Origin of the sequence: Terrabacter sp. GCM10028922, from assembly GCF_042666095.1 — a bacterium.
In the GTDB taxonomy this organism is placed as follows: Bacteria; Actinomycetota; Actinomycetes; order Actinomycetales; family Dermatophilaceae; genus Terrabacter.
On record NZ_JBHTFG010000014.1, the window covers coordinates 207,221 to 219,443 of the forward strand.

The 12,223-nt window shown below is 69.9% G+C and carries 7 protein-coding genes; 6 read left to right on the plus strand and 1 reads right to left on the minus strand.

Features of this window, described 5'->3' with window-relative positions:
- Position 1 precedes the first annotated feature (1 nt).
- The 3 genes from ACFQU3_RS14635 (at position 2) to ACFQU3_RS14645 (ending at position 5,014) form a co-directional block, all read left to right on the plus strand.
- Positions 2-949 carry a sugar kinase gene (locus ACFQU3_RS14635; protein WP_385910983.1) on the plus strand — a complete coding sequence of 316 codons (948 nt, stop codon included), beginning with the start codon at positions 2-4 and terminating at the stop codon, positions 947-949.
- The gene (locus ACFQU3_RS14640; protein ID WP_385910985.1) at positions 946-1,845 is read left to right on the plus strand and encodes an SMP-30/gluconolactonase/LRE family protein; all 900 of its coding nucleotides are present in this window, start codon (positions 946-948) and stop codon (positions 1,843-1,845) included. Before ACFQU3_RS14635 ends, ACFQU3_RS14640 begins: the two co-directional genes overlap by 4 nt.
- 277 nt (positions 1,846-2,122) lie before the next feature.
- Positions 2,123-5,014, plus strand: a complete 2,892-nt coding sequence (locus ACFQU3_RS14645) for a S8 family serine peptidase (RefSeq protein WP_385910986.1) — start codon at positions 2,123-2,125, stop codon at positions 5,012-5,014.
- A gap of 300 nt (positions 5,015-5,314) precedes the next feature.
- On the opposite strand, the gene ACFQU3_RS14650 is transcribed toward ACFQU3_RS14645, so the two are convergent.
- On the minus strand, positions 5,315-7,762 hold the full coding sequence (locus ACFQU3_RS14650; protein WP_385910988.1) for a GH32 C-terminal domain-containing protein: 2,448 nt from the start codon (positions 7,760-7,762) through the stop codon (positions 5,315-5,317).
- A 609-nt stretch (positions 7,763-8,371) separates the two neighbouring features.
- Here ACFQU3_RS14650 and ACFQU3_RS14655 point away from each other — a divergent pair.
- The 3 genes from ACFQU3_RS14655 to ACFQU3_RS14665 all read left to right on the plus strand — a co-directional run bounded on the left by ACFQU3_RS14655 (position 8,372) and on the right by ACFQU3_RS14665 (position 12,218).
- The gene (locus ACFQU3_RS14655) at positions 8,372-9,391 is read left to right on the plus strand and encodes a LacI family DNA-binding transcriptional regulator (protein ID WP_385910990.1); all 1,020 of its coding nucleotides are present in this window, start codon (positions 8,372-8,374) and stop codon (positions 9,389-9,391) included.
- 98 nt (positions 9,392-9,489) lie between these two features.
- The gene (locus tag ACFQU3_RS14660; protein WP_385910992.1) at positions 9,490-11,130 is read left to right on the plus strand and encodes an ABC transporter substrate-binding protein; all 1,641 of its coding nucleotides are present in this window, start codon (positions 9,490-9,492) and stop codon (positions 11,128-11,130) included.
- Positions 11,131-11,240: 110 nt separating this feature from the next.
- Positions 11,241-12,218 (plus strand): ABC transporter permease, encoded by a 978-nt coding sequence (locus ACFQU3_RS14665; protein ID WP_385910994.1) that lies wholly within the window; start codon positions 11,241-11,243, stop codon positions 12,216-12,218.
- Positions 12,219-12,223: the final 5 nt, after the last annotated feature.

Sequence of the window (12,223 nt, forward strand, 5' to 3'; positions counted from 1 at the left end):
CGTGGAACCGGTCGAGGTCGTGACGGTCGGTGAGGCGATGGTGTCGCTGCGTGCGCCCGGTCTGCTCCGGATGGCGACGGTGCTGGACGTCTCGGTGGCGGGCGCGGAGTCGAATGTGGCCATCGGGCTGGCACGACTGGGTCACCGCGTGCGGTGGCTGGGTCGCGTCGGCGACGACGAGCTCGGGTTGCTCGTGCTTCGCTCGTTGCGAGCCGAGGGGGTTCTCGTCGACACAGCCGTGACGACGCCTGGTGAACAGACCGGTCTCGTCTTCTTCGACCGTGGCCCTGGTGGAGGTGTGCGCGTGCACTACCGACGAGCGGGATCCGCCGCGACGCGGATCACCTCGGCCGACCTGGACCCGGCCCTGGCGTCGGCTCCACGGCTGCTTCACCTGACTGGCATCACACCCGCGCTCGGCCCGGGCCCGGCCGCGGCGGTGGCGCACGCCGCGGCAACAGCACACGCGGCGGGGACGCTGGTGTGTCTCGACGTCAACTTCCGGAGCAGCCTGTGGTCCTCGGCTCAGGCACGATCCGCACTTCGGCCCCTGCTGCCAGATGTCGACATCGTGGTCGCCTCCGAGGACGAGCTGACGATCGTCGCTGACGGCGCCGCCGAGGACGAGACGGTCGCAGAGCTCCTCGGTGCCGGCCCGGTCGAGGTGGTGGTCAAACGCGGGGCGGCCGGTGCGTCAGCCTTCACGGCCGCAGGACGCGCGGACCACGGCTCCGTGCCGGTGGAGACGGTCAACACGGTTGGGGCTGGTGACGCGTTCACGGCCGGCTACCTGTCAGCTCTTCTCGACGGCGGTGACATCGCGGCGCGGTTGCAACGTGCCGTCGTCATGGGCGCCGCCGCTGTCTCGGCGCAGGGCGACTGGGAAGGACTGCCTCTACGCGCCGAGCTGGACCAGGTCGGCGGCCCGCGAGACGAGGCCCGCCGGTGAACGCACCCGCCCGGGCAGACCTGTGGGTCCCGGCCTCGCTGGAGCTCGGCGAGGGACCTCGCTGGGTCGATGGTCACCTCGTGTTCGTCGACATCCTCTCCGGCACGTTGCTGACCGCCGACGGCCATCGCCCGGGCGCCGCTCGCACTCTGGCGTCCACCGCCCCCCTCTCGCTGGGCGCGGTCGCGCCCGTCGCGTCCTCACCGGGCGAATGGGTGGCCGCGGTGGGCACGGGCATCGCGCTGCTGACCGAGGACTCGCAGCTGTCGTGGTTGGGCCGACCGGCCGCCGGCGGGGTGCCGAGACGGATGAATGACGGCGTCTGCGACCCCCGCGGCCGGTTCTGGGCGACGTGCATGGCGTGGGACGCGACACCAGGCGGCGGGTCGGTGTTTCGCGTCGACCACGACGGCACCATCACCATGGTGGTCGACCGGCTCACCATCCCCAACGGTCCAGCCTTCACCGCGGACGGCTCGACCATGTACCTCGCCGACAGCGCTCGTGGTCTCATCTTCCGCCACAACGTCGACCACGCCGGACAGCTAGGTCCTGCAAGGGAGTTCGTCCGCATAGGCGACGGGCAGCCGGACGGGATGACGGTGGACGACGCCGGCTGCTTGTGGGTAGCCGTCTGGGGAGCCGGAGAGGTCCGCCGGTACGGCCCGGACGGAAGTCTCCAGCACGCCGTGACGGTGCCGGCGCAGCAGCCGACCGCTCCGTGCCTCGGTGGGCCCGACGGGCGCCGTCTGTTCGTGACGACGGCAGCGTATGGGCTGACGGGTGACCGGGTCGGCCTGTCCGGTGGCGTCTTCGCCCTTGACGTGGAGACGCCAGGGACACCTGCCGCCGGGTTCATCTACGCGCAACGCGACACGTCCAGGGCCGAGCCCTGATCCTCGCGTGCCGGGGGGGCCAGGAGACCCGGCGAACCTTCCTGCCCTGCAGCAGCTTTCGCAGCCGTGTCCGCGCCTCAGCGTCACCTCGAGCTCGCACAACCCTTTGGACGGAGCCGGTGCGGCGTGCCGGGAAAGATTTTCACGCCCAAAGGGCTGACAGTCGTAGGTCTTGGGGTGAGAATCGCGATGGATGCCCAATCGGGCTCCCCGACCCTTAGGTGGATTGATGACAATCAGTTCTACAGGCCGAGTCAGGGCGAGGCGACTGGGTGCGGTGTCCGTGGTGGCCACCGCGGCCTTGGCCGTCGCCCCGCTCGCAACGACCGGTGTTGCGGCCATCGCCGCGCCAGCCCAGACCGCCGCACACGGCGCGGGGCGCTACATCGTCACGTTCGTCGATGACCCCGTCGCGTCCTACGACGGCTACGAGCGGGGCTTCCCGGCCACGCGACCCGCGCGCGGACAGAAGCTCGACCCGGGCAACGCAGCCGTGCGGTCGTGGAAGGCGCACCTCACGTCCAAGCACGACGCGGCGCTCGCCAGGGTCGGCGCCACGAAGATCTACGACTACACGGTCACGAACAACGGCGTCGCCGCCGACCTCACGGCGCAGCAGGCGTCCGCCCTCGCCAAGCAGGCAGGTGTGCTCACGCTGACGAAGGACGCCCTCTCGCAGCCGACCACGACCGTCTCTCCCGAGTACCTGGGCCTGAGCGCGGCGGGTGGCTTCTGGAGCCAGCTCGGGGGCCAGGCCAAGGCCGGCGCCGGGCTCGTCATCGGGGTCATCGACAGCGGCATCTGGCCCGAGAACCCCTCGTTCTCGGGCGCCAAGGTCTCGCCGCGACCGGCGAACTGGCACGGTGCGTGCGTCGCCGGCGAGAACTTCCAGGTTTCGCTGTGCAACAACAAGCTCGTCGGCGCCCGCTACTACGTCGGCGGGTTCGGCAAGCAGAGCATCGCCAAGGAGGAGTTCCTCTCGCCACGCGACGGCTCGGGCCACGGCTCCCACACGGCGTCCACGGCGGCTGGCAACGGCGGGGTCCAGGTGACGATCGACGGCAAGCTCATCGGCACCGCCTCGGGCATGGCCCCGGGCGCGAGCATCGCCGCATACAAGGTCTGCTGGGAGGGTAAGCCCGGCGTCGCCCCCGGTTGCTTCAACTCCGACAGCGTCGCGGCGATCAACGATGCGGTCCTCGACGGGGTCGACGTCATGAACTTCTCGATCGGCGGCAGCTCGGAGTCCTCGGTGCTCGACCCCGTCGCGCAGGCCTTCCGCGGCGCCTCCAACGCCGGCGTCTTCGTCGCCAACTCCGCCGGCAACAGCGGTCCCGGCGCGAGCACCCTCGACCACCCGGCCCCGTGGGTGACGACCGTTGCCGCGGCGACCTACCGTCGCGCCTTCCAGGCCGTTCAGCTCGGTAACGGCGCTCGCTACGTCGGCGCCTCGACGACGGGGCCGCTCCCGACGCTGACGCCCCTCGTGAACGCCTCGGCCGCGGGGCTCGCCGGTGCTCCGGCAGCCGACGTCGCGCTCTGCTTCGCCGGCACGCTCGACCCGGCCAAGGTGGCCGGCAAGGTCGTCGTGTGCAACCGCGGCGTCAACGCCCGCATCGACAAGTCGTTCGAGGTCAAGCGGGCCGGTGGCGTCGGCATGGTCCTGGTCAACACGTCGCCCAACTCGCTCAACGGCGACTACCACCCGATCCCGTCCGTGCACCTCAACAACGTCGACGGAGCAGCAGTCACGGCCTACGCCGACAGCCCCGGTGCCACCGCGAAGATCGGTCCGCTGACGCCGGCTGAGCTCGCTGCGGCCCCGCAGGTCCCTGAGATCACCGACTTCTCGTCGCGGGGCCCCTCGACGACGACGGCTGGTGACATCCTCAAGCCCGACATCGCCGCCCCCGGCAACGACGTCGTGGCGGCCGTCGCGCCGCCGACCAACCACGGCCGGAGCTGGGACTTCTACTCCGGCACGTCGATGTCGTCGCCACACATCGCCGGGATCGGCCTGCTCATGAAGGACGCGCACCCCACCTGGCTGCCGTCCGAGATCAAGTCGGCCCTCATGACGACGGCCCGCCCGACGGTCTCCACGGCCAACGACCCGTTCGCCCAGGGCGCCGGCTTCGTCGCCCCGAACTCGGCGATCGACCCCGGCCTCGTCTACCCGACGACGGCCACCGAGTACCGGCAGTACCTCGTCAGCCTGGGCGTGCGGTTCGCGCCGCCGAACGACACGCTGACGCCGGTCGCGGCCTCCAACCTCAACCAGGCGTCGATCGGTGTCGGTCGCCTGGCTGGCGTGGAGACGGTCACGCGTCACGTCAAGAACGTCGGCAACAGCACCGAGACGTACCGCGCCTCGGCGACCGCCCCCGGCTTCACCACGGTGGTGACCCCGTCGACGCTGACGCTCGCCCCGGGGGCCGAGGCGTCGTTCACGGTGAAGTTCACCCGCTCGACGGCACCGCTCGGCACGTGGGCCAAGGGTTCGCTCACCTGGGCGTCCCGCGCCCACACGGTGCGTATCCCCGTCGCCCTCGAGCCGGTCGCACTCAGCGCCCCGGTCGAGGTCCACGCTGACGCGAGCGCCTCTGGCTCCGAGGAGTTCTCGGTGACGCCCGGAACGACCGGCTCGGTCTCCGTCGCGGTGAACGGCCTGGTCGGGGTCACGCCCCAGGCCGACTCGGTAGTGACGGGCCCGTTCGACGCCGAACACCCGGCCGCCGACGCGGCGACGAAGGTCTACCACGTGACGGTCCCGGCCGGCACGAAGGCGGCCCGGTTCTCCGAGGACTCGTCCGACGACACGGCCGACCTGGACCTGTACGTGTACCGCGGCGGCACGCTCGTCGGCCTCTCGGCCTCGGGCGCTGCCGACGAGGAGGTCACCATGGCCAACCCGACCGCCGGGACCTACGACGTGTACGTCAACGGTTTCGCCACGCCGGGTGGTTCGACGAGCTACGCGATCAGCAACTTCGTCGTCCCCACGGCCAGCGCTGGCAACGCGTCCGTCTCGCCGAACCCGTTCGCAGCGACCACCGGCGTGCCGACGACACTGACGGCCTCGTGGAGCGGCCTCGACCCGGCGAAGCGCTGGTTCGGAGTCATCACCTACAGCGGCGCCGACGACCTGACGTACCTGTCGGTCGGCTGACCGCACACCGCGCCCATCAGGACGCGTGGAAGGCCCCCACCCATTCAGGGTGGGGGCCTTCTGCCGTATGCCGCCGGGCCGGGTTGCGCGGCCCTGCCGACGTGCGGCGAGCGGCGGTCCGCTGGGAGCCGTCGACGCAGCGTCGCTGCCGGCTTGCACGAGCCGAGTTCAAGCCGTGCGCATCGAACCCCGCTCCGCCAATGGAACTGGATCTGAGACTACGGACGTCGAACACCTCCGGCCCGGAGTCGGAGTGCCGACGCTACGACGCGTTCCGAGGTCCCTGTGCCGTTCGACCTCTCAGTTCACCGGCCGCGCCACCACCTTCGCGTCGACAGTGCCGCCGACGGCGTACGCGGCGATCCCGTCGCTCGACAGGTCGGGGAAGATCAGGTCGGTGACCGCGACCCGGCCATCACGGGTGAACACCTCGACCGAGGACCGGTCCACGAGGATGCGCAGCCTCAGCTGGCCGTCGACCAGCGGCACGGTGACCCGCTGAGTCCGGGCGAACGCCGGACTGAACGAGTCCTCACCCGAGGCGGTCCGGTCGACGTAGAGCTGACCGTCGGACCAGCCGATGCGCGTGCCCTCGGCGTCGCCCTTGCGGACCACAACCCCCGTGTCGCTCGTTCCGTGGGGAGTGAGGGTGACGTCGAGGTCGAGCGCCGTCCCACGCAGGCCGAGGGTCCGGCTACCGGTGAGCCCCTTGAGGGTCTGGGTGGTTGCCTTGCCGAGGCTCCTGTTGAGCTCCACGACGGGCTTCTGCACGAGCGTGGGCCGGCCACCGACATCGGCGAGCGTCAGCTCGCGCGAGATCGACTGCGCACCGCGCCACGGCGAGGTGGGCGTGGAGTTGGCGTAGTCCCAGCTGCCGAGCCACCCGATCTGCACCCGTCTGTCGCCGGGCAGGCCGTTGAAGGTCACCGCGGCGTAGTAGTCCGCGCCGTGGTCGATCCATCGCGTACGCGTGACGGAGTCGAGCGCCGGTGCGTCGGCCAACATGGCCTGGTCGGCGTAGATGTGGCCCCAGCCGCCCGTGGCGTCGTCGATGAACTCCAGGTGTCCGGTCCGGCCCTGCAGCTCGGCCACGTCCCACGAGGTCCAGTCGAGCGAGGGGCTGTTGGCGCCGGTGGCCGAGCGAACCACCTGGCCGTCGACGACGAGGTTGGCGGTTGTCTCCTGGCTCCAGGGTGCGGCGGCAGCGTCGGAGAACACGATGTGGTCGAGCATGATGTGGCCCCAGTCGGCCGTGCGCCGGTCGGTCACCTCGATGTGGGCGGTCTTGCCCTGCAGGGCTTTGACGTCCCAGGCACGCCAGTTCATGTTGGGTGAGTTGTCCCCGGTCTCGGACTTCACGACCTGGCCGTCGACGACGAGCGACACCGCGGTCGGCTCCGGTCCGGAGAGCGGGTGGTTGCCGCCCGCGACGAGCAGGTTGATGAAGTCTCGGCTGATCGTGAAGTCCGGCGAGCGCACGGTGCCCACGGCCGGGTCGCAGCCCGCCCAGCAGGTGTCGAGCACGCCGCGACCGACCCGGCCCGGCAGGTCGCTCCACGTCGTGTTCGTGAGGTCGGTGAAGCTCCCGGTGCCCGTCCATCCGGCCTGCAGCCCGTCGGCTTCGAAGTCGGCGAAGAGATCACCCTCCGGTGGGGCCTTGGATCCGCCCTCGACGTGGGGATAGCTCCCACCGCCGACCAGCAGGTTGAGGTACGGCTTGTCGATCTGGAAGTCCGGTGAGCTCAGGGTGCCGGTCTCGAAGTCACCGTCACCGTAGCTGTCGACGTACCTGCTGCCCATCGCGCCGAAGACGTCGGCGGGCGGGGTGTCCGGACCGTTGCCGAAGGCGGTCCCGGTCGTGGTCCAGCCCGCGTCCCAGGCGTCGCCCTCGAAGTCGTTGATGACCTTCCCGGCAGGGGGCGTGTACGAGGCGTCCGGCGAGGTGAAGGTCGCGCCGTCGAAGTCGCCGACGAAGTACTGCACCTTGCCCGAGACGCTGAGGGTGAGCACCCACTTCTTCGTCGTGACCCCCGCGGCGTCCTTGTAGGGCAGGGCGAACAGGTCGGGGCACTCCCAGACGCCACCGGTCGCTCCTGCAGGACCGAAGTCGCTCTCGTGGCGCCAGGTCTTGAGATCGACGCTCGAGTAGATGCCGACCTTCCGTTCGACCGACTTGGCCACGACCATCACCCAACGGCGGGTCTTCTCGTTCCAGCTGACCTTGGGGTCACGGAAGTCGTGCGAGCCGATGTCGAGCACCGGGTTGCCGGCGTACTTCGTCCACGTCTCACCGGCGTCGAGGCTGAAGGCCAACGCCTGACGCTGGAGACCGGTCTCGTTGTCGCGACTCGTGTAGATCGCGACCAGTGGAGGGTTGGTCGCGCTGCCGAACCCGGAGGCGTTCGCCTTGTCGAGCACGACGCTTCCGGACCAGACTTCCTCGTTGGCGTCCGCCGCGATCGCGATCGGGTGCTCGGTCCAGTGCACGAGGTCGGTGCTGGTGGCGTGGCCCCAGGACCCGTTGCCCGCGGTGTCTCCCGACGGGTTGTGTTGGTAGAAGAGGTGGTAGACGCCCTTGTACTGGATGAGGCCGTTGGGGTCGTTCATGAAGTTGGCGGCCGGCGTGTAGTGGTAGGTCGGCCGCCACTGTGTGGTCTCAGTGGTGTTCACGGTGGGGGCCGCGGCAGCGGGTACACCGAGTGTCGTGGCGACCGCGGCCGCGAGCACGACGAGGAAAGATCGAGACATCTCTGCAGGTCCTTCTTCAGCGGGTGGTCACGACCGTCGGGTTCAGGTCACGACCTGGAAGGGGGGGTCAGGCTGGAAGCCCTCTCGAACGGCGTGGGGTGAGCTCGATGGGGAGGCCCTCGTGGTGGCCGGCGAGGTGGCGCCGGCCGACCCGGCACGGCAGGCGGTGCGCCGCGACGTGCCAGTCGGGAGGTGGCCGTCGCCGATGACAGCGACGGGCGGTGTGGTGTGCCGTCCGGTGCGGACTCCGCGGGGGGTCATCACCGGTCCCACGGGGCGAAGCGGTGCTCGGACGGCTTCTGTCGAGTCGGGTCACGGTGGCGTCGGCACCAGGAGCGACGGCACCTGCCATCGTGACGCCTCGCTGCTCCACCGGTCACCGTCGACCTCCTTGGTTACGCGCGTTAGTAACGCGCGTGAGTCGGGACGGTATACGGCGGGCGCGCCTACCGTCAATGCCCCATCGCGGTGGCCGAGCCCGCGCATGGCCGCCCGTCGGAGGACCGTTGACACGATCGAGATAACGCGCGTAACCTCAACCACGCCGCGCTCAACTAACCCGCGTTAGTTGAGCCACGGCAATCATCGCTACGAGGGTCGAGGGAGACCATGCGCGCACCGGACAGCAGCCGCAACGTGACCATGAGCGACGTCGCGCGCCGGGCCGGGGTCTCGCGTACCGCCGTCTCCTTCGTCCTCGCGGGACGTGCCGACACGAGCGTCGCGCCCGAGACCCGGGAGCGCATCCTCGAGGCCGTCCGCGAGCTCGGCTACCGGCCCAACGCCGGGGCACGGGCGCTCGCCGCAAAGCGCAGCGACTGGATCGGACTCATCACCGAGATCGTCACGGCACCCTTTGCGGTCGACGTCATCAAGGGCGCCCAGGATCGCGCCTGGGAGGACCACAAGTTCCTCCTCATCGCCTCCAGCGAGGACCGTCCTGACATGGCCGAGGCCGCGGTCGAGAAGCTGCTCGAGCAGCGGGTGCAGGGTCTGCTCTACGCGGCCACGTGGCACCGTGCGGTCCACGTCCCCGACGCCGCGCTCGAGGTGCCCACGGTGCTCGTCAACTGCTTCGACGCCGACGGACGCTTCCCCTCCGTCGTGCCGGACGAGGTCGGCGGCGGTCGCCACGCGACTCGGCGGCTCATCGAAGCCGGTCATCACCGGATCGGCTTCATCAACCTCGACCCCGGCATCCCCGCAGCGGTCGGACGGCTCGAGGGCTACCGCGCCGAGCTCACCGAGGCAGGGCTGTCCGGCGACGACGCGCTCGTCGTCTCGGGCCACGCGACGGCCGACGGTGGGTATGCCGCCGCCTGCGAGCTGCTCGACCTCGACGACCGGCCCACCGCGCTCTTCTGCGGCAACGACCGGATGGCGATGGGCGCGTACGACGCGATCCGTGAACGCGGCCTGCGCGTGCCCGATGACGTCGCCGTCGTCGGCTTCGACAACCAGGAGCTGATCGCGGCCTACCTCCGACCGGCGCTGACCACCGTCGCCCTGCCGTTCGAGGAGATCGGCCGGACCGCGGTGTCGATGCTCGCCGAGCTCACAGACGGACAGCCGATCGGCACGCAACAGGTGACGATCGACTGTCCGCTGCTCGAAAGATCGTCCGTCTGACTGCGAATCAGGCGAACGGCTTACTCCAGCAAGGCCTCCACAGGCAGAACCAGAGAGAAGGAAATCATATGTCACGGTCTACTCCTACGAGGCGGGCGGTGGTGGCGTTTGCCGCGGCCCTGACAGGCACCCTCGCCTTCGGGGCGTGCACCCAGGGCTCGAGCGGCGCCGCCACCGGCGCCGCGCAGAAGGGAGCGCTCCTCACCATCCCGCGCGAGGACATGGGCACGTTCACCCGCAACTTCAACCCCTTCTCGCCCAACGCACTGCCGATGACCCAGCAGGCGATCTACGAGCGGATGTTCATCTACAACCCGGTCAAGGGCGAGGTCGTGCCGTGGCTCGCCCAGAAGTGGGAGACGTCGCGGGACGGTCGGACCGTGACCTTCCACCTCAACCCGGCCGCCACGTGGTCCGACGGCAAGCCGCTCACGGCCGAGGACGTGGCCTACACGTTCTCGCTCCAGAAGAAGGTCATGGGCGGGTTCGAGTACCTTGCGAACGCCAAGGCCGCCGACGCGCACACCGTGCAGTTCAGCCTCTCCAAGCCGTTCTCGCCCGCGCTGTACGAGCTGGGCCAACAGGTCATCGTGCCCAAGCACGTGTGGGAGAAGGTCAAGGACCCGGCCAAGGAGACGAACCCGACGCCGGTCGGCAGCGGCCCCTACACGACCGTCGCCGCCTTCACCCCGCAGTCGTTCGACCTGACGAAGAACCCGAACTACTGGCAGGCCGGCAAGCAGAACATCCCCGGCATCCGCATGCTCGCTTTCGCGGGCAACGACCCGGCCAACCTCGCGACGACGAACGGCGAGACCGACTGGGCCGACCAGTTCGTGCCCAACATCGAGAAGACGTTCGTCGCCAAGGACCCGGAGCACCGGCACTACTGGTTCCCGCCGGTCGGGTCGACGATCCACTGGCAGCTCAACACGACCAAGGCCCCCTACGACGACGTCCGGGTGCGCAAGGCGCTGTCCATGGCCGTCAACCGCGACCAGGTGGTCAAGGTCGGCATGAGCGGCTACGCCCAGGCGGCCGACTGCACCGGTCTCTCAGGTGGCTACAACACGTGGCGCGACGAGTCCCTCGCAGGCGCCTGCTCATGGACGAAGCTCGACGCCGCGGCAGCCAACGCCGCGCTCGACGCGGCCGGTCTGCGCAAGGGCGGCGACGGCTTCCGCACCCTCGCGGACGGCAAGCCCTGGGAGGTCAGGATCTCCGTCGGCAGCGCGTCGTCCGACTGGCTCTCGGTCGCCAACGTCATCGCGCAGAACCTCGCCGCCGTCGGCGTCAAGGCACGCGTCGACAGCAAGGACTGGGCGGTCGTCGTCGCGGGCTACGAGGACGGAAGCTTCGACACCGGCATCGTCTGGAGCAACGGCGGACCGACGCCGTACCAGTACTACCGGGGCGTCATGTCGACCGCGACCGTGAAGAAGGCCGGCGAGAAGGCGACCGAGAACTACCACCGCTTCGGAGACGCCGCCGCCGACAAGGTCCTCGACACCTTCGCCGCGACGAGCGACGAGTCCGCCCAGAAGCAGGCGGCCGCGCAGCTGCAGCAGATCTACGACGACACCGCGCCGGTCGTGCCGCTCTTCAGCGGCCCCGAGTGGGGTCTCTACAACGACGTCCGTTTCACCGGGTTCCCGACCAAGGACAACCCGTACGCGACGCTGCTCACGCGCGGCAACACGGCTGTGCTCGTCCTCACGACGGTCAAGCCCCGCGGCTGACCCCCACGTGCCGCGGGGGCCCACCGGCCCCCGCGGCGCCACGGTCCCCCCGCCACCGGGCTTGCCCCGTGGCTGTTCGCCACCACCTTCGGAAGGAGGCTGACGACGGCATGCGCTACGTCCTACGCCGACTCGGCTTCTACGCGATCGCCTTCTGGGTCTCGATCACCCTCAACTTCATGCTCCCGCGCCTCATGCCGGGCGACCCCGTCTCGCGGATGCTGACCCAGTCCGGGGCTCGGCTCGAGCCGGACCAGGTCGAGCAGCTGCGCCGCCTCTTCGGTCTCGACCAGCGTCCTGTCGTCGAGCAGTACGTCTCGTACGTCGCGAGCATCTTCCGCGGCGAGATGGGCGTATCGATCTCGCGGTTCCCGACCCCGGTCTCGGAGGTCATCTCCTCCCAGATCGGCTGGACGATGCTGCTCGGGCTCACCGCCCTCGTCGTCGCGGCGGTGCTGGGCACCGTCCTCGGCGCACTCGCCGCGTGGCGGCGCGGCAGCATCCTCGACTCCGCGCTGCCGCCGGTGCTCGTCTTCGTCGGCTCGTTCCCGTACTTCTGGCTCGCCATGGGCGCCCTCTACCTCTTCGGCGTGACCCTCGGCTGGTTCCCGTTGCGGCACGCCTTCGACGTCGGCGTCGTGCCGGAGTGGTCCGCACCGTTCGCGGCCAACGTCGCCACCCATCTCGTGCTGCCGGCCCTGACGATCGTCCTCGTCTCGGTCGGCGGCTGGATGCTCGGCATGCGCAACGCCATGATCGCCACGACCTCCGAGGACTACATCACGATGGCGGAGGCCAAGGGCCTGCGACGCAGCCGGATCATGGTCCGGTATGCCGCACGCAACGCCCTGCTGCCCAGCGTGACGTCCTTCGGGATGTCCCTCGGCTTCATCGTCGGCGGAGCGCTGCTCACCGAGGTCGTCTTCGCGTACCCGGGCGTGGGATACCAGCTGCTCGCCTCCGTGCAGGCGCTCGACTTCCCGCTCATGCAGGGGATCTTCCTGACGATCACGGCGGCCGTGCTCATCGCGAACTTCCTCGTCGACCTCGTCTACGTCCGCCTCGACCCGCGCGTGCGGGTCGCCTGAGAGGA

Excerpts from the sequence above, each read along its gene's own strand:
- ACFQU3_RS14650 (WP_385910988.1), bottom strand. The coding sequence starts at position 7,762 with ATGTCTCGATCTTTCCTCGTCGTGCTCGCGGCCGCGGTCGCCACGACA.
- ACFQU3_RS14655 (WP_385910990.1), top strand. The coding sequence starts at position 8,372 with ATGCGCGCACCGGACAGCAGCCGCAACGTGACCATGAGCGACGTCGCG.
- ACFQU3_RS14665 (WP_385910994.1), top strand. The coding sequence starts at position 11,241 with ATGCGCTACGTCCTACGCCGACTCGGCTTCTACGCGATCGCCTTCTGG.